The organism is Burkholderia metallica (genome assembly GCF_001718555.1).
GTDB classification, from domain to species: Bacteria; Pseudomonadota; Gammaproteobacteria; order Burkholderiales; family Burkholderiaceae; genus Burkholderia; species Burkholderia metallica.
Genome location: NZ_CP013402.1, coordinates 428,153 through 445,579, shown reverse-complemented (window position 1 = coordinate 445,579; position 17,427 = coordinate 428,153). Strand labels below are relative to the sequence as shown.

Genomic DNA, 17,427 nt, shown 5'->3' with positions numbered 1-17,427 from the left:
TTCCCCGTCATCCACTCACCCGCGACACCATGACGCCCCAGGAAACGATCGACCGGATGGAGATCCAGGATCTGCTGACCCGCTATTGCCACGCCGTCGATCGCCGCGACTGGCATGAATTCGAGCGCCTCTTCGCGGCCAATGCGACGCTCGACTACACGGCCTTCGGCGGTCCAGCCGGCAGCCGTGCGGAGATTGCCGCCTATCTGGAACAGGTGACGTCGGCGATGCGCGGCACGCAGCACACGATCTCGACGTCGCTGCTGATCGTCGACGGCGACGCCGCGACCGCGCGAACGGCCGTGCATGCAATGATGATCTCGGCCGATGAAGCCGGCGACGATCGCGTGTGCTTCGTCGCGCTGTGGTATCGCGACCTGCTGGTGCAGACCGAATGCGGGTGGCGCATCCGGAGCCGCACGCAGGCGTGCAACTGGATGCCCCCTGCGCGCCGGCCGCGGTGCGCTGAGCGTCCCACGCGGCGCGTTGCGTCACTTTATCTGCATCAGCTGAATCAGGTTCCCGCACGTATCGTCGATGACCGCAACGCGTACAGGCCCGCGTCCATCGGCTCCAGCGTGAATCGCACGCCGTGCGCGGTAAGCCGCGCGAATTCGCCATCGAGATCGTCGACCTGGAACGAAGCCGCCGGAATGCCGTCCTCGTACAGCGCCTGCTTGTAAGGCCCTACCGCACGATGGTTGCTCGGCTCGAGCAGCAGTTCCGTGCCGTCCGGCTGGTCCTTCGACACCACGGTCAGCCAGCGAAACTCACCCACCGGAATATTGTTCTTCAGCTGGAACCCGAGCTTGTCGGTATAGAACGTCAACGCCTTGTCCTGGTCGTCGACAAAAATACTCGTCACGTAGATGCGCATTTCAATCCCTCCTGAAGCGGCAACCGGCGGCCGCCATTGAGCCGGTCACACCGCGTTGTCGATAACAGGCAACGCCCGTGCCGCTATTGTTCGTCGAAATCGACGACAAACGTGTAACCGCCGTCGATCGGCTTGCGCGGGTAGCCGTCGAATTCGTCGGCGGTCACCGCATAGGCCAGCCGGATAACCGATCCGTTTCGCGCGTCCGCTTACGTGATCTGGTACGTCGAGGCCGGCACGAATTCCTCCGGCATCGGCCGGTCACCCAGTTCCAGCACCGACCGCTCGATCGTGCGCGTGATCGCATCGAGCGCGAGCGCATTCGGCGCGAGGCCGAACGGCTCAGCCACCTCGTTCGCGATCGCCTCGAGCGCAATCAGCGTGTACGAAATGAACACGCAGATCAGCGGCGTGAAGAACTCCGTCGAATCGACGAGCCCGAACGGCAGCAGCACGCAATACGCATACACGGTGCGATGCAGCAGTACGCTGTACGAAAACGGAATCGGCGTCGACAGGATGCGCTCGCACCCCCCGACCGATTTGCCGAGCTCGTCGAGCTGCGCCTCGAACATCCAGCAGGTCGTTTCGCTGCCGGGCGCGCGGCCCAGCGCGCGGACGATGCCGCCGCGCAGTTCGTCGAGGATCGCGACCGGCTTGTAGCATTTGCCGCCGAGCGCGGCCGTGCGCTCCGCGCCGAGAATGCGATGCAGGTCTTCGGTCGGATCGGTATGACGCAGCTGATGCTTCAGCGCATACGCGAGCGCGATCAGCAGATCGGCGAGCCGGTTGCGCTCGGCATCGCTCACGCCGTCGGGCAGGTAGCGATGCAGTTGCGACGTCACGGCGCGTGCGGCGATCAGCAGGTTGCCCCACAGATGCCGCGCCTCCTTGAAGCGCTCGAAGCTCGCGTTGTTGCGAAACCCGAGAAAGATCGCGAGCGCGAGCCCGAACAGCGTGAACGGCGCTGTGTTGAGCGGAATCTTCTCGCCGAAGATGCGCCCGTTCGTGAAGACCGCCAGCGTGCTGACGACCGCCATGAACACGAGCTGCGGAATGATCGATTGCAGCACGGAGCCGTTCCATACGAACAGCATCCTGAGCCAGTTCTGTCGTGGTCTGACGATCATGGTGTTGTCTCGACTGCCAAAGTAATACGCAAACGCCATCCGTTGCGCGCGCACCCGATGCGCAACGGCCCGCGCGTGGCGGGCCGCTTTCACTCGGGTGCCGGGCCGGGCTGGGCGCAATGATACGCCCGCGCCGGCCGTGCGCCGTCACATCGCTTGCCGCTCAGTGATAGCCGATATCGCCCTCGCGCACCTTGCCGCGGAACACGCGGTACTGCATCGCGTTGTACACGAGGATGATCGGCAGCACGATCACGGTGCCGACGAGCGCGAACAGCTGGCTCGAATGGCTCGACGACGCGTCCCAGATCGTCAGCGACGGCGGCACGATGTTCGGCCAGATGCTGATCACGAGCCCCGTGTAGCCGAGGAACACGAGCGCGAGCGTCAACAGGAACGGCGTGGCTTCGTGCGCACGCTTCACCGTGTGGAAAATGCCCCACACGCAGGCGACGACGAGGACCGGCACCGGCAGGAACCAGCCGAGGTTGCCGCTGCCGAACCAGCGGTGCGCGACGGCCGGCAGCCCGATCACGGTCCACAGGCTCACCACGCCCATCACCGCGAGCAGCACGCCCGTGAGCGGCTTCATCAGCAGCCGCATCTTGCGCTGCAGTTCGCCGTCGACCTTCAGGATCAGCCAGCCGCAGCCGAGCGTCGCATAGGTGACGAGCACGCCGATCCCGCACAGCATGCTGAACGGCGACAGCCAGTCGAACGGCCCGCCCGCGAACTGGTGGTTCTCGATCTTGATGCCCTGCAGCAGCGAACCGAGCACGATCCCCTGGCAGAACGCGGCGAGCGCCGAGCCGCCGATGAACGCGAGATCCCACATGTGCTGCGTGCGGGTGGCCTTCGCGCGCAATTCGAACGCGGCGCCGCGGAAAATCAGGCCGACCAGCATCAGCACCAGCGGCAGGTAGTTCGCGGGCAGCAGCGTCGAATACACGACCGGGAACGCGCCATAGAGGCCCGCGCCGCCGAGCACGAGGAACGTCTCGTTGCCGTCCCACACCGGCGCGACGGTGTCGAGCATCACCTGGCGCTCGGCTTTCGCGTCGAAGAACGGAAACAGCAGGCCGATGCCGAGATCGAAGCCGTCCAGCATCACGTAGATGAATACGCCGAGGCCGATGATCGCGGCCCACACGACAGGAAGATCGATGTGCATGGCTTACTCCGCTTCGGTGACGTTCAGCGGCGTGGACAGTGCGCTCTTGCGCAGCCCCGGATGCCGGTGCAGCTCGATATATCCGGCCTGCGCGGCCGGCCCGCGCTTCATCAGTTTCATCATGTAGTAGATACCCGTTCCGAACACCAGGAAATACACGACCACGAAGATCAGCAGCGACACGCCGACCTGCTGCGCGCTGAGCGGCGCGACGGAATCGACGGTGCGCAGCACGCCGTAGACGGTCCACGGCTGACGCCCGACCTCGGTCGTGATCCAGCCGGCCAGCAGCGCGACGATGCCCGACGGCCCCATCGCCACCACGAACCACTGGAACCAGCGCGTTTCATACAGGCGCCCGCCCTTTCTCAGCAGCAACCCGAGCAGCGCGGTGAGCAGCATCAGCATCCCGAGGCCCGCCATGATCCGGAACGTCCAGAAGATGATCGGCGAATACGGGCGGTCCTGCGGCGCGAATTCCTTCAGCCCGCGAATCTCGCCGTCCCAGCTGTGCGTGAGGATCAGGCTGCCGAGGTGCGGCACCTGGATCGCATAGCGGGTGGTTTCGGCCTGCATGTCGGGCAGCCCGACGAGGTTCAGCGCGGTGCCGCCCTTCTCGGTTTCCCACAGCCCCTCGATCGCCGCGATCTTCGCCGGCTGGTATTCGCGCGTGTTCAGCCCGTGCGCGTCGCCGACGACGATCTGGATCGGCGCGAGCACCAGCAGCATCCACAGCGCCATCGAGAAGCTGCGCTTCACCGGCTCGTCGCGGCGCCCCTTCAGCAGGTGCCATGCGCCGCATGCGGCGACGATGAAGCCCGCGACGATGAACGCGGCGATCGTCATGTGCACGAGACGGTACGGGAACGACGGGTTGAAGACGACCTTGAACCAGTCGACCGGCACGACGAGGCCGTTCTCGATCTTGTAGCCCTGCGGCGTCTGCATGAAGCTGTTCGACGCGAGAATCCAGAACGTCGAGATCAGCGTGCCGACCGCGACCATCAGCGTCGCGAAGAAGTGCGCGCGCGGGCTCACGCGTTGCCAGCCGAACAGCATCACGCCGAGGAAGCCGGCTTCGAGGAAGAACGCCGTGAGCACTTCATACGTGAGCAGCGGGCCGGTGATGTTGCCCGCGACGCGCGAGAAGCCGGCCCAGTTCGTGCCGAACTCGTACGCCATCACGACGCCGGAGACCACGCCCATCCCGAAGCCGATCGCAAAGATCTTCGACCAGAACTGGAACATGGATTTGTAGGCGGCGTCGCCGGTGACGAGGTAGCGCCATTCCAGCACCGCCAGGAAGCTCGCCATGCCGATGCTGATCGCGGGAAACACGATGTGGAACGACACCGTGAACGCGAATTGCAACCGGGCGAGATGGAACGCATCGAAGATTTCCATGACCGTAATTTGCTCGTGGTTGTGAGGACGTACGCCCGAAGCAGGAAATCGCGCGACGGCTTGGCGACAACACATGCGAACACAAGCGGTCACTCGCATGGCATCGAAGCGTGAATGACGATATCGCGTTTGCAACGATACTCGCAATCGTTCGAACGTGCGCTGAAACTGTGCTGCTGCCGTGGCCGAAGATGTGTGTACGGAAAACACATTTCGTGCCTGCGGGACACTCAGCTGTACTGCTTTCCGCGTAGCGGCGCTGTACATCCGGCTCGCCTTTCATCCCCGTTAACATCCGGTCCAACGCTTGCCTGCCGCCACGGCGCGCCTTCTCCGGCCGAATCCGCCCGGCAGCATCGATTCCCGTGGTCCGGCGCATGCGCCCGAACCGGCCGGCCCGCCGGCCGATTCCCTGGAGAAAACCGCATGGAGTCCTGCATCCGTCGCGACGACCCGACCGGCAGCACCGCGTGTCATGTGACGCGTCACCGTGCCGGCGAAGCGCGCGACACCGTCGACCGCGTCGTCGACGAAACGCCGGTTGCACTCGTATTCAACGGCATCGCGCACACGGTCATGATGGCCACGCCGATCGATCTCGACGTGTTCGGCCTCGGCTTCGCGCTGAGCGAAGGCATCGTCGAGCGCGCGTCGGACGTGTTCGACATCGAAAGCGAATGCCGGCCCGGCAGCGCCGAAGTGCGGCTCACCGTGTCGCAGCAGGCGTTCATGGCGATGAAGGCGCACCGGCGCGCACTGGCCGGCCGCACCGGCTGCGGCGTATGCGGGATCGAAAGCATCGCGCAGCTCGACCTGCACCCGCCGCGCATCGCCGCCGCCGGCTCGGCCGCCGGGATCGGCGCGCAAGCGCTCGAACGCGCCGCGCGGGCGTTGCCGGCCCGTCAAACGCTGATGCGCGAGACGGGCGGCATCCACGCGGCCGCATGGTGCGACCGCGACGGCGCGGTGCTCGACGTGTTCGAGGACGTCGGCCGCCACAACGCGCTCGACAAGCTGATCGGCCGGCTCGCGCGGCGCCGCGCGAACCTTCACGACGGCTTCGTGTTCCTGTCGAGCCGCGCAAGCTATGAACTGGTACGCAAGGCCGCGCGGGTCGGCATCCCGATGATCGCGACGATCTCGGCACCGACGTCGCTCGCGATCGACGTCGCCCGCGAAGCCGGCGTGCGACTGCTCGGCTTCTGCCGCAACGACGGCTTCGCCGAGTACGTGTCGCCCGACGCCGTTCCCCCTGATCAACCGGCGCCCGCTCAGGCGCATTCGGCGCTCCCCCGATGACACCACTGACCGATTTCGATACCGCGCAGCAGCATTTCGCGAGCGCGTTCGCGCCGCTCGACGCCACCCGCGCCGTCCCGGTCGCGCAAGCCGCCGGCCACGTGCTGGCCGCGCCGCTCACCGCCGTGCTCGACCAGCCGCCGGCCGACCAGAGCGCGATGGACGGCTACGCTGTACGTCACGCGGATCTCGCATCGGGCGAGCCGCTGCCCGTCGCGCAACGCTGCTATGCGGGCGACACGCCGGCGCCGCTCGCCCCGCGCACGGCCGCGCGGATCTTCACCGGCAGCGTGATTCCGCCCGGCGCGGACACCGTCGTGATGCAGGAGCACGCCCGCGAGCAGGACGGCCAGGTCGTCTTCGACGCGCCGCAGCGCGGCACGCATATCCGCCGCCGCGGCGAGGAAGTGCGCGCCGGCGACCTGCTCGTGCCGGCCGGCGTGCGCATGGGCGCGATGCACGTCGGCGTGGCGGCCGCGCAGGGGCTCGCGCATGTCGACGTGCGGCCGGCGCTGCGCGTCGGCATCCTGACGACCGGCGACGAACTCGTCGCGTGCGGCCAGCCGCGTGCGCCGCAACAGATTTACAACAGCAATGCGCCGATGCTCGCCGCGCTGGTCGCGGGAACCGGCGCCGAGGTCGCGACGAACGTGCATGCGGCCGACACCGCGCCCGCCGTCGATCGCGCGCTGCGCGACCTGCACGCGGGCTGCGACCTCGTGATCTGCGTCGGCGGCGCGTCGGTCGGCGACAAGGACCTGCTGCGCCCCGCGCTGCACGCACTCGACGCATCGTTCATCGTCACCGGCGTGCGCATGAAGCCGGGCAAGCCGGTTGCACTCGCCCGGCTCGACACGCGGCCGGTGGTGCTGCTGCCCGGCAATCCGGGCGCCGCGATGACCGCGTTCGCGCTGTTCGTCGCGCCGCTGATCCGCCGGCTCCAAGGCCGCGACGTGCGCGTGCCGATCGTGCCGTCGCTGCCGATCGACGCCGACTTCGAGCCCGATGCGCAGCGCGAGCGCTTCGTGCGCGTGCACTGCGCCGTCGGGCTCGACGGCGCGCCCGTCCTCGATACGCTGCGCCAGCAAGGCGCCGGCACGCTGCAGTCGCTCGTGCAGGCGAGCGGGCTGGCCCGGCTGCCGGCCGGGCGGCGCATCGCGCGCGGCGACGCGGTTCCGTATTACGAATTCGCGCAGTGGCTCGCATGAGCGCGCCGGCCGTCATGCGTCCGACCCACGGCATTCGCCGCCGCGCCGCCCGCATCGCGAACTGTATTCCTGCAATTCGGACGCGATTGTGCCCCTGCCGGGAAAACCCGGCGGACTATCCTCACGATGAGGCTCGTCACGCGCCGCGCGAGTGCACATCCGCACGCGTTCGTCCGACCGGCGACGCCCCACCGCTTACTTCTTGCAGGCCGACGAACCGATCGTGAATGCCATCGCTTCCGCCGCGCCGGCCGCGGCCGCACCTTCCGGCCGCGCATCGCCCGGCGCTTTTCTCCGCACGACCGACACGCTCGGCCGCCCGCTGCGCGACCTGCGCCTGTCCGTGATCGACCAGTGCAATTTCCGCTGCGGCTACTGCATGCCGCGCGACACCTTCGGCCCCGACTACGCGTTCATGCAGTCGTCCGACCGGCTGTCGTTCGCACAACTGGAGAAGATCGCCCGCGCGTTCACGTCGCTCGGCGTCGAAAAAATCCGCATCACGGGCGGCGAACCGCTGCTGCGCCGCAATCTCGAAGCGCTGATCGAACGCCTCGCCGCGCTGACGACCGTCGACGGCAAGCCCGTCGAAATCGCGCTGACGACCAATGGCTCGCTGCTGGCCGCGAAGGCACGTTCGCTGCGCGACGCGGGGTTGTCGCGCGTGACCGTCAGCCTCGATGCGCTCGACGACGCGGTGTTCCGCCGGATGAGCGATGCCGACGTGCCCGTGTCGCGCGTGCTGGCCGGCATCGAGGCCGCGCAGGCGGCCGGGCTTGCGCCGGTCAAGGTCAACGCGGTGATCGAACGCGGCGCGAACGACGACCAGATCCTGCCGCTCGTGCGGCACTTCCGGCATACGGGCGTGGCCGTACGGTTCATCGAATACATGGACGTCGGCGGCGCGCATTTGTGGTCCGGCGACAAGGTCGTGCCCGCCGCGCAGATGCGCGAGACGATCGACGCGCACTATCCGCTCGTGCTCGTCGGCGAACCGGCGCACGACGCGACCGCGATCCGTTGCGCGCACATCGACGGCGCGGGCGAAGTCGGCTTCATCGCGAGCGTGTCGCATCCGTTCTGCGGCACCTGTTCGCGCGCCCGCGTGTCGGCCGACGGCACGCTCTATACGTGCCTGTTCGCGACGCAGGGCACCGACCTGCGGCCGTGGCTCGACGACGCAACCTCGGCCGGCGATCTCGCCACCGCCGTGCGCGAGCGCTGGACGCACCGCGACGACCGCTATTCCGAGCGTCGGGCCGCCCGGCCGGCCCGCGCGCCGGGCAAGACCTATCCGACCGTGCGCATGTCGCTGGTCGGCGGCTGAGGGGCCGCCGCGCGACCCGGAACGCACCGCCCACTGGAGAACCTGTCATGACGACCTTCACCGAATCCCGCGCCGGGCTGCCAGACGATCCGTTGCATGCCGCCGGCCCTGCACCCGACGGCACGACCGACCCGCACCCCGAGCCGCCGCCGGCGATCACCGCCGGCTTCGAAGTGCGCGTGCAGTACGTGCCGATCGACGCGGGCGCCGAACTGGCGCCGATCGTTCGCAATCCGAATGTCGGTGCGGTCGTGAATTTTCTCGGTGTCGTGCGCAACGAAGGCGACGTCGACGACGTCGTCGCGCTCGAAGTCGAGCACTATCCGACGATGACCGAACAGGCGCTGTGGAGCATCGTCGAGGAAGCGAGCGCGCGCTGGCAGCTCGAAGCGATCAAGATCGTGCATCGCGTCGGCCGCATTCCGCTCGGCCAGGCGGTCGTGCTGGTCGTGGTGGCCGCCGCGCATCGCGGGTCCGCGTTCGATGCATGCGAGTTCCTGATGGACTTCCTGAAGACCCACGCGCCGTTCTGGAAGAAGGAGATCCGCCACGACGGCGCATCCGGCTGGGTCGAGGCGAAGGCGCACGACGACCAGGCGATGCGGCGCTGGGGGTGAGCGCGCCCGCTGCGCGTTTTCCGACTCCGCCGGTTCCGATTCCATTCAAGACATCGCGATGAAACTGACGATCAAATACTTTGCAAGCATCCGCGAGCAACTCGATACCGACGAGGAAACCGTCGAGATCGATGCGCGCGAACTGACCGTCGATGCGCTGCGCAGCACGCTGGCCGCGCGCGACGCGCGCAGCGCCGAAGCGCTGCGGATGGACCGGCCCGTACGGGCGGCCGTCAATCTCGAGATGGTCACGGGCGGCTTCGTCGTGCGGGAAGATAGCGAAGTGGCGTTTTTTCCGCCGGTGACGGGTGGGTGACATGACGATGGGCCGCAATTCATCATGACGTCGACGGCCCCGTGCAGCACACACCCACAGGTTTCGGGAATGACCGCCGGGCGGGCGGCGTCGCGACGCTGCTGAAAGATTTCGAAGTGCCCGGCGTGTTCACCGGGATCACGGTGTGCATGCGCCTGGTGGCCGTGATCCCGGGGCCGCTGCATCGACGGGTCGAGTCCGCACCGGTAATCGGCCATTCGACTCAGCGAAATGGCCGCAAGCCGTTGTCATTGGTCGAACTTGATCAGGTCCTTGAAGATCAGCCGACCCCAGCTTTTCCCGCGCGCATGCACAAGTAGTCCACCCTCCGACAGCCCGCCGAGTTCGATCGGCGCGAAACCGAGGTTTTCCGCAAGCTCGCCGATCTTCGCTGCTGCGGCGTCGTCGTCGCTCGCGAGAAACACGACTCTCCTGCCACCGTGCTCGGCCGGATTCCGATCGAGGACGGCCGCGACCAGATGGTTGAAGCCTTTCACCAGCCGGGCTCCGGTGAACGCCTTCGCGACGAAGGCAGAAGAAGGGAGACCGCTCAGCTCCTCGAGCGGGGCCTGCGTGTTCATCGCGTCGACGATGGACTTCCCCGTCCAGTCGGGCAGTGCTTTTGCGACCTCCGCGTGCGACTCGAAACGCACTGCCAGAAAGACGATGTCCGCCTTGACGGCTTCAGTCAGGGTTTGGGGAATGATCGTGGGTCCGATCGCGGCTGCCTCGGCTGCAAAGCTCTTCGGGTCGCGCGTGGTTGCAACGGCCACCTCGATACCGTTGCGGGCGAACGCCCTGGCAAGTGCGCGGCCAATCTTGCCGAAGCCGATGATTGCGTAACTCATAGGTTTCTCCGTCGTTTCCCGGCGCGCTCAGAGCTTGTAGCCGCCGCTCGCTTCGATCGTCTGGCCCGTCACCCAATGGCCATCATCGGAAGCGAGGAACGCAACGACGGCGGCGATTTCCGAAGGCTCGCCACAGCGTCCCAGCGCGATCTGGGCCTCGAGCGCCTTGACGAGTTCGGGGTTCTCCCGCAAGGCTGCGTTCGCATCCGTTCGCGTGTAGCCCGGCGCGACCGCGTTCGCGGTGATGCCACGCGGCCCCAGCTCGATGGCGAGCGTATGGGTCAGCGTGTTGATGGCCGCTTTCGCCATCGAGTAGACGGGCGCAGCGGTCACGGGCTTCGTGGCGGCAGCGGAAGAAATGTTGACGATGCGTCCGCCATCGGCGAGACGATCGAGCGCGGCCTGAACGATGAAGAAGGGCGCACGGGCGTAGACCGCCATCAGGGTGTCCCAGCTCTCCGGCGTCGCGTCCCTGAAGCCGACCCAGCCGGAATTGCCGGCGTTGTTGACCAGAATGTCGAGGGCCTTGCTGCCGTTCCGTCGGGTGAACTCGTCGTCAAGTCTCGCGAACAAGGCCGGGACGGCCGCCGGGTCGACGAGGTCCGCATGGATCGCGAACGCGGTGCCGCCCGCTTTCTCGATGGCCGCGACCACCTCGTCCGCGGCGGATTTGCTGGCGTTGTAGGTCAGCGCGACCAGCGCGCCGTCCTTTGCAAGACGTTCGGCAATGGCGCGGCCAATGCCTCGCGATGCCCCGGTAACGAGCGCTGTCTTGCCCTTCAGCGATTGAGTCATCTGTCTTTTCCTCAGAGTTGTGCGAGGCCACCGTCCACGGCAACCTCGCTGGCGGTCATGAAGCTGCTGTCCGACGACGCGAGAAAGGCGGCCACCGCCGCGATCTCCGCCGGATCGGCCATACGCTGGAGCGGATTGAGCGAAGCGAAGACCTTCATGCCTTCCTCGCCGAGCGCTTCCTTCGCGAGTTCGGTCGCAGTCGGCCCAGGGGACAGCACGTTCACCCGGATACCGGTGCCCTTCAGGTCCTCTGCCCAGGTCCGTGCGAGGTTGCGCACGGCCGCCTTGCTCGCGCTGTAGGCGCTGAATGCCGGGGCGCCCGTGGTGCCGGCGCTCGATCCGGTCAGGATGATCGAACCGCCCTGGCCCATCAGAGGCAGCGCCTTCTGGACCGTGAAGATCGAACCCTTTACGTTGGTATCGAAGATTTCGTCGATGTGCCCGGCGGTAATCTGGCCGAGTGGCAGCTGGCTTCCCGCCCCGGCATTGGCGAAAACGACGTCGAGGGTGCCGCGCTCGGCCTTCACCGCCGCGTAGAGCCGGTCGAGGTCGGCCAGGTCGGAGACCGAGCCCTTCACTGCACGGGCATTGGGCCCGAGGTCGGCCACGGCGGCGTCGAGTGCTTCCTGCCGGCGGCCGAAGATGAAGACGAAGGCGCCCTCCTCGATGAAACGCTTTGCCGCGGCGCGGCCGATGCCGGTAGCGCCACCGGTGATCACCGCGGTCTTTCCGTTCAGTCTGTTCATGTCTTGCATCCTTCGAAACAAAAGCGACAAACCGATTCTGAGGCCCTTGATTCATAAAGCCAATTGACTGAATATCTATAAATACCATCTACTTTCTAGATAGATATGCTGGACAACGTCACCATCAATCAACTTCGGGCATTCGTCGCCGTGTGTGACCAGGGAAGCTTTTCCGGAGCGGCAAGGCAGCTGAGGCGCGCACAGTCCGCGATCAGTCATGCGATCGGCGCACTCGAGAGCGCCTTCGATGTGGTGCTGTTCGAGCGCAACACTCGCAAGGCGACGCTGACGGCCGCGGGCCGCAGCCTCCTGCCTGACGCGCGCGGGGTCATCTCGCGCACCGAGGAAATGAAGATGCGTGCGGTTGCGATTGCCGAAGCCGGCGTCCCACAGGTCTCGATTGCCGTGGATACCTATTTCCCACGTGCGCACCTGATCGAATGCCTGCGCACCTTGCAGACGGACTATCCGACGGTTGCGATCAATCTGCGCATGACAACCATGCAGGGCGGCGAGCGTCTGGTTCTCGAAGGCACGTGCGCATTGGCGGTGACGATCACGGACGTGCCGGAGCTGAGCCCCGGCACCATCGAAAGGCAGCATCTATGCGACGCGCAAATGGTGACCGTCTGTGCGCCATCGCATCCGCTGGCCTCGATCGCGGGGCAAATTCCACGGGAGGAATTTGCCCGGCACATCCAGCTCGTTGTAACGGACAATCAGCCCGATGCGGAAAAGACGCAACAGGGGGTCGCCAGTGAACGCCAGTGGTGGGTGAATGACCTCGGCGCGAAGCACGATCTGCTCAGGGGCGGCTTGTGCTGGGGTCACATGCCGCGCCATATGGTCGATGACGACCTCGCGAAGGGAACACTGGTCGAACTCCAACGGCGCGCATGGCACATGCGTCCGCTCACCTTCATGATCTCGCTGCGGCGCGGGTACTCGATTTCCGAATGCGAGGCGCAACTCGTTGAGCGTCTCGGCGATTGTCAGAGCTGCCCGAAGGATGCTAGCCAGAGCCCGGTCTTGCACAAGACTAAAAAAGCCGGAAAGCCCGTCAAGGTCGGGGAGCAACCAGTACGGCCCGTCGCTCGTCGGCGGACGTCCGCAAAGTAGATGGCCGGAAGTCCGCTTTCTCGAATCCTCGATGGCAGCAATGCTCGGAAGCATCTGCCGCTGCTACCGTGTCCGACACCTCACGCAACAGCTGAGGACGGGCAGCCAGCCATTCGGCTCGTCGGAGGCATTACTTCGGCCATCGCCATGACGGCTCGGACAGATGCTCCGCAAAATAATCGGACAGCGCAGCCACCTTGGCGGGACGGGCGCGCGCCGATGGCGTGACGAAGTAAAGGCCGCCCTTCGTCAGCGACCAGTCGGTGAGGATCGCTTCGAGGCGGCCATCGGCCAGATACTCGGCGGCGATGAATTCGGGCAGCTCGGCAATTGCGAGTCCGTCAAGCAGCGTGGGCAGCAGCGCATCGGAATTGGTCACGCGCAGCGGACCGGCCGGCATGACCAGCTCCTCCTCCCCCGAGGCGTTCGTGAAGCGCCAGACGTCGCTGCGTGCGCGGTATGCGTATGAGAGACACGGCCGGCCCACCAGTTCGCGCGGATGCGCGGGCCGTCCTTCGCGCTTCAGGTACGCGGGCGACGCCACCACAAATTGTGTGACCGCGCATAGCCGTCGCGCCACCAGCGACGAATCCGGCAGCGCGGCAATGCGCAGTGCGGCGTCGAAGCCATCGGCAACCAGGTCGACCGACGCGTCCGATAGATGCAGGTCGATCGACACCTCCGGATACGCGCGAAAGAACGCGGGCAGCAGGGGCGCGACCCAGCGCAGCCCGAACGACATCGGCACGGCCAGACGCACCAGTCCTCGCGGCTGCACCGACATCTCGCGCGCGGCGCTTTCTGCTTCTTCGGCCTGACGGTAGATCTCCCCGGCCGTCTCGCAGATCGTTCGGCCGAACTCGGTGAGTGAGAGCTGGCGCGACGTGCGGTTGAAGAGCCGCGCGCCTAGCCGGTCTTCCAGACGGGCGACGCCACGAGACACCGTGGCCACCGATACCCCGATCGCGCGCGCCGCGGCCGCGAACGATCCTTCCTCGGCGACCTTCGCGAACATCGCGAGTCCTTCGAAATCAGGCAGCTTCGCCATTTCCCCTCATCTTTTCATTTTTGCAACGGTTGATTTCAATCAATTCTATTTCGAAAAGATAAGGCCGTCGATATTCTCCTCACATCGCAGCACGCAACACCGAACGCAGTCATCCAGTTACCGACCGAAAGGAGAAACACCATGGCACGCAAGCTCGACAACAAGATTGCACTCGTTACCGGCGCAACCAGCGGCATCGGCCTCGCGACCGCACAGCGTTTCGCGGCAGAAGGCGCGCACGTCTACCTCACCGGCCGCCGTCAGGCCGAACTCGATGCCGCGGTGAAGGGCATCCGCGAAGCAGGCGGCAACGCGACGGGCGTACGTGGCGATTCCACGAAGATGAGTGAGCTCGACGCGCTGTATGCGCAGATCAAGGAAGAACAGGGGCATCTCGACGTGCTGTTCGCGAACGCCGGCGGCGGCTCGATGCTGCCGCTTGGCAGCATCACCGAAGAACACTACGACGACACCTTCGATCGCAACGTGAAGGGCGTGCTGTTCACGGTACAAAAGGCGCTGCCGCTGCTCGCCGAGGGTGCGTCGGTGATCCTCACGGGTTCGACGGCAGGCAGCGCGGGCACGGCTGCATTCAGCGTGTATTCGGCATCGAAAGCCGCAGTGCGCGCCTTCGTACGCAGTTGGATTCTCGATCTGAAGGACCGCCGCGTCCGCGTGAACACGATCAGCCCGGGCGCGACGCGCACGCCCGGCCTGCTCGACCTCGCCGGTGACGATGCCGCCCAACGCCAGGGTCTCGCCGATTACCTGGCTGCCCAGATCCCGATGGGGCGTCTCGGCGAGCCGGGCGAGATCGCGAGCGCCGCGCTGTTCCTGGCCTCTGACGATGCGAGCTTCGTGAACGGCGTCGAGCTATTCGTCGATGGCGGCCAGCAGCAGGTCTGAGCGCAGCCTGGGCGCGCGGTTGCGGCGCCCTCGACGATCGCACCAGCGCCCGGCGAATGCGCGCGTTTGAGCGAATGCACATCATGATCGAACATCGTCCTTACCTTTCGCTTGGCGTAGTCAGGCGCAACCGGCTCGATACGCGACTGCATTTCCGCTTCGGCGAATGCGGAGGAGTCGGCCATGCGCCGCTTGGCGCGCTCTACGTGTGGAACGACGATGAGTTCGCGCCGCGCTCGGGCTTCAACCTGCATGCTCACCGCGACGTTGAGATCGTGACATGGGTGTGCTCGGGCGCGATCACGTATGAAGACGACTCGGGCAATCGCGCGCGACTGGTCGCCGATTCCCTGCAGGTGATGAGTGCGGGCACCGCGGTCCACCATGCCGAGCGTAACGAAGAAGATGTGCCTGCGCGGCTATTCCAGATCTGGTTACGTCCGCACACGCCGGGCGGCACGTCCCGTTGGGCGACGCGTATCTGTTCGCGCGGATGTCGCGAAGGCCGCTTCGTCACGCTGGCGAGCGGCGATGCCGACGATGTGCGCGCGGGCGCGCTGCCTATTCACGCGGACGCGCGCGTGCGTATCGCGACGTTACGCGAAGGCACGACGGTGCATCACGTGTTGCCGGCGTCACGCATGGCGTATCTGGTTGCCGATCATGGTCGGCTGGATGTCGGAGAAATCCGGCTCGCGCCACGCGACGGAGTTGCCATACGCGACGAATCGCAGCTTACGTTGGTAGCGCGAGACGACACCGATGTCGTGATAGTCGAGCTTTTACGGTAGGGAAATTATTCCGTTGCGCTCGCGCGCGATGGCATTCTTCACGGGTTTCCACGTTTTGCACACGACTCGGTTTGGTAGCTTTAAATGGCGGCTTTGCGATGAGGATCCGACGTCGATCCCGCGCGACCGGATGTCCGTGATGGGCCGGCAAGCGACATCCCCATGAATCCGCGAAGAACCAAGAAAAAGCCGGCACCAGGCCGGCTTCGTCGTAAAAGCGCAAAACCCCGCGCACGCCCCTTCACCGCATGCAAGCCGCGGCCAGCTTGCCGACCGTGATCACCGCCTGCTCGATCTCCGGCGACCACGGGCTGCTGTAATTCAGCCGGATGAAGTTCCGGTAGCTGTCCGTGATCGAGAACATGTAGCCCGGCCCGATCGTGATTCCCTGCTCCAGCGCGAGCTGGTACAGCCGCATCGCGTCGACCTGCGCGGGCAACTCGACCCACAGCACGTAGCCCCCCGCCGGGCTCGAAATGCGCGTGCCCTCCGGAAAGAACCGCGACACCATCGCGCGCATCAGGTTCGCCTGCTGCGCATACGCCTTCCGAATCCGCCGCAGGTGATGCTCGTAGCCGTCGCGTTCGAGAAACTCCGCGATCGCAAGCTGCGGCAGCGACGGCGTCGCGAGCGTGTTCAGGAATTTCAGCTTCTCGACCTGGTCGCGATAACGGCCCGGCAGTGCCCAGCCTATCCGGTACGCGGCCGTCAGGCTCTTCGAGAACGACGAGCAATGCAACACGATCCCGCTGCGGTCATAGGACTTCAGCGAACTCGGATGTGCGTCGCCGAAGTACAGTTCGTTGTACACACCGTTCTCGATCAGCGGCATGCCCGCGTTCGTCGCGAATTCCACCAGCTCGCGCTTGCGCGCATCCGGCATCTGGAAGCCGAGCGGGTTCTGGAAGTTCGGCATCACCATGCACGCGGCGATCGGCTGCGATTTCGCGATCGCGGCCAGCGCCGCGACGTCGATCCCGTATTCCGGATGCGTCGCCACCTCGATCGCTTTCATCCCCATCCGCTCGATCGCGTGCAGCATCGCGTAGAACGTCGGCGACTCCACCGCGATCGTGTCGCCCGGCTTCGCCACCGCCTGCAGACACAGGTTGATCGCCTCCGTCGCGCCGACCGTCACGATGATCTCGTTCGGGTCCACCGACATCCCGTTTTCCAGGTAGCGCCGCGCGATCTGCCGGATCAGCCGCGGATGGCCGGGCGGCAGCCCGTCGGTCACGCCCCACAGCGACTTGTCGCGGCCGGCCGCGTACGCGTAGCGGTTCAGCTTCTCGAACGGAAACAGGCTCGGGTCCGGATACGGCGAACCGAGCGGCACCGCGTCGTCCGTGCCGATCGAGCGCAGCGTCGACAGCACGAGCCGGCTCACGTCCACCGACGACGAAATCGCGATCGGTTTCGACGGCCGCAGCTCGCGCACCGGCGCGTGGCTGTCGTCGCGACGCAGGTTCACGAAATAGCCGGACTGCGGGCGGCTTTCGAGCAGGCCGCGGCTTTCCAGCAGCAGATACGCATGCAGCACGGTCGTGATGCTGATCCGGTGCTGCTGGCTCGCCTGCCGCACCGACGGAATCCGGTCGCCGTGCCGGTACACGCCCTGGCGGATCAGGCGCTCGATGTCGTCCGCGAGTTTTTCATAGAGTTTCATCGCGTGCCTCCCGCCGGTGTGCGCGGCCGCACGGCCATCCCACGCGCATCCGGCGCGCACGCGTTTCGCCCGCCGACCGGGCCGTCGTGATTCCTGATCCTTCCCTCCGGTTTTGCCTTTTCCATCGCCTGGCTCTCTTGAAGATGCGCCAACAGAGGT

Annotated in this window: 16 protein-coding genes and 2 pseudogenes; 9 read left to right on the top strand and 9 right to left on the bottom strand. The window is 66.0% G+C overall.

Annotation, left to right across the window (positions count from 1 at the left end; translation table 11 throughout):
• Positions 1–29: 29 nt before the first annotated feature.
• Positions 30–362 (top strand): annotated as a pseudogene (locus WJ16_RS35940) (nuclear transport factor 2 family protein); the annotation flags it as partial.
• 129 nt (positions 363–491) lie between these two features.
• Here the strand turns inward: WJ16_RS35940 and WJ16_RS33440 are convergent.
• From WJ16_RS33440 to WJ16_RS17895, 4 genes and pseudogenes are all read right to left on the bottom strand, one after another.
• A pseudogene (locus WJ16_RS33440) lies at positions 492–877 on the bottom strand (VOC family protein).
• A 209-nt stretch (positions 878–1,086) separates the two neighbouring features.
• Entirely contained in the window at positions 1,087–2,007 is a 921-nt protein-coding gene (locus WJ16_RS17905) for a bestrophin family protein (protein ID WP_069258406.1), read from the bottom strand.
• Between the two features lie 163 nt (positions 2,008–2,170).
• Positions 2,171–3,178, bottom strand: coding sequence for a cytochrome d ubiquinol oxidase subunit II (cydB, locus tag WJ16_RS17900; RefSeq protein ID WP_069258405.1), 1,008 nt, complete (start codon positions 3,176–3,178; stop codon positions 2,171–2,173).
• Between the two features lie 3 nt (positions 3,179–3,181).
• Complete coding sequence (locus WJ16_RS17895) at positions 3,182–4,582, bottom strand: cytochrome ubiquinol oxidase subunit I (RefSeq protein WP_069258404.1); 1,401 nt, start codon at positions 4,580–4,582, stop codon at positions 3,182–3,184.
• 426 nt (positions 4,583–5,008) lie between these two features.
• Here WJ16_RS17895 and fdhD point away from each other — a divergent pair, with 426 nt between their 5' ends.
• The 5 genes from fdhD to moaD all read left to right on the top strand — a co-directional run bounded on the left by fdhD (position 5,009) and on the right by moaD (position 9,349).
• On the top strand, positions 5,009–5,881 hold the full coding sequence (fdhD, locus tag WJ16_RS17890) for a formate dehydrogenase accessory sulfurtransferase FdhD (RefSeq protein ID WP_069258403.1): 873 nt from the start codon (positions 5,009–5,011) through the stop codon (positions 5,879–5,881).
• Positions 5,878–7,089: a molybdopterin molybdotransferase MoeA gene (locus WJ16_RS17885; RefSeq protein ID WP_069258402.1), complete on the top strand. Its 1,212-nt coding sequence runs from the start codon at positions 5,878–5,880 to the stop codon at positions 7,087–7,089. Before fdhD ends, WJ16_RS17885 begins: the two co-directional genes overlap by 4 nt.
• A gap of 202 nt (positions 7,090–7,291) precedes the next feature.
• Complete coding sequence (gene moaA, locus WJ16_RS17880; protein WP_069258401.1) at positions 7,292–8,416, top strand: GTP 3',8-cyclase MoaA; 1,125 nt, start codon at positions 7,292–7,294, stop codon at positions 8,414–8,416.
• 47 nt (positions 8,417–8,463) lie between these two features.
• Positions 8,464–9,033, top strand: a complete 570-nt coding sequence (locus WJ16_RS17875; protein WP_069258400.1) for a molybdenum cofactor biosynthesis protein MoaE — start codon at positions 8,464–8,466, stop codon at positions 9,031–9,033.
• A 58-nt stretch (positions 9,034–9,091) separates the two neighbouring features.
• Entirely contained in the window at positions 9,092–9,349 is a 258-nt protein-coding gene (gene moaD / locus WJ16_RS17870; protein WP_069258399.1) for a molybdopterin converting factor subunit 1, read from the top strand.
• 248 nt (positions 9,350–9,597) lie between these two features.
• Here moaD and WJ16_RS17865 read toward each other — a convergent pair whose 3' ends face one another.
• Genes WJ16_RS17865 through WJ16_RS17855 form a run of 3 tightly spaced genes read right to left on the bottom strand, consistent with a single transcriptional unit; the run spans position 9,598 to position 11,738 of the window.
• Positions 9,598–10,197 carry an NADPH-dependent F420 reductase gene (locus WJ16_RS17865; protein ID WP_069258398.1) on the bottom strand — a complete coding sequence of 200 codons (600 nt, stop codon included), beginning with the start codon at positions 10,195–10,197 and terminating at the stop codon, positions 9,598–9,600.
• 27 nt (positions 10,198–10,224) lie between these two features.
• Positions 10,225–10,992 (bottom strand): SDR family NAD(P)-dependent oxidoreductase, encoded by a 768-nt coding sequence (locus WJ16_RS17860; RefSeq protein ID WP_069258397.1) that lies wholly within the window; start codon positions 10,990–10,992, stop codon positions 10,225–10,227.
• Positions 10,993–11,003: 11 nt separating this feature from the next.
• Positions 11,004–11,738 (bottom strand): SDR family NAD(P)-dependent oxidoreductase, encoded by a 735-nt coding sequence (locus WJ16_RS17855; protein ID WP_069258396.1) that lies wholly within the window; start codon positions 11,736–11,738, stop codon positions 11,004–11,006.
• 105 nt (positions 11,739–11,843) lie between these two features.
• Between WJ16_RS17855 and WJ16_RS17850 the strand changes: the two genes are divergently transcribed.
• A complete protein-coding gene (locus WJ16_RS17850) occupies positions 11,844–12,857 on the top strand; it encodes a LysR family transcriptional regulator (RefSeq protein ID WP_069258395.1) in 1,014 nt (337 codons plus the stop codon).
• A 130-nt stretch (positions 12,858–12,987) separates the two neighbouring features.
• Here WJ16_RS17850 and WJ16_RS17845 read toward each other — a convergent pair whose 3' ends face one another.
• Positions 12,988–13,905: a LysR family transcriptional regulator gene (locus WJ16_RS17845; protein ID WP_069258394.1), complete on the bottom strand. Its 918-nt coding sequence runs from the start codon at positions 13,903–13,905 to the stop codon at positions 12,988–12,990.
• 141 nt (positions 13,906–14,046) lie between these two features.
• Between WJ16_RS17845 and WJ16_RS17840 the strand changes: the two genes are divergently transcribed.
• On the top strand, positions 14,047–14,811 hold the full coding sequence (locus WJ16_RS17840; RefSeq protein ID WP_069258393.1) for an SDR family NAD(P)-dependent oxidoreductase: 765 nt from the start codon (positions 14,047–14,049) through the stop codon (positions 14,809–14,811).
• A gap of 83 nt (positions 14,812–14,894) precedes the next feature.
• Entirely contained in the window at positions 14,895–15,602 is a 708-nt protein-coding gene (locus tag WJ16_RS17835) for a pirin family protein (protein ID WP_069258785.1), read from the top strand.
• A gap of 241 nt (positions 15,603–15,843) precedes the next feature.
• Here WJ16_RS17835 and WJ16_RS17830 read toward each other — a convergent pair whose 3' ends face one another.
• Positions 15,844–17,268: an aminotransferase-like domain-containing protein gene (locus tag WJ16_RS17830; protein WP_069258784.1), complete on the bottom strand. Its 1,425-nt coding sequence runs from the start codon at positions 17,266–17,268 to the stop codon at positions 15,844–15,846.
• Positions 17,269–17,427 lie beyond the last annotated feature (159 nt).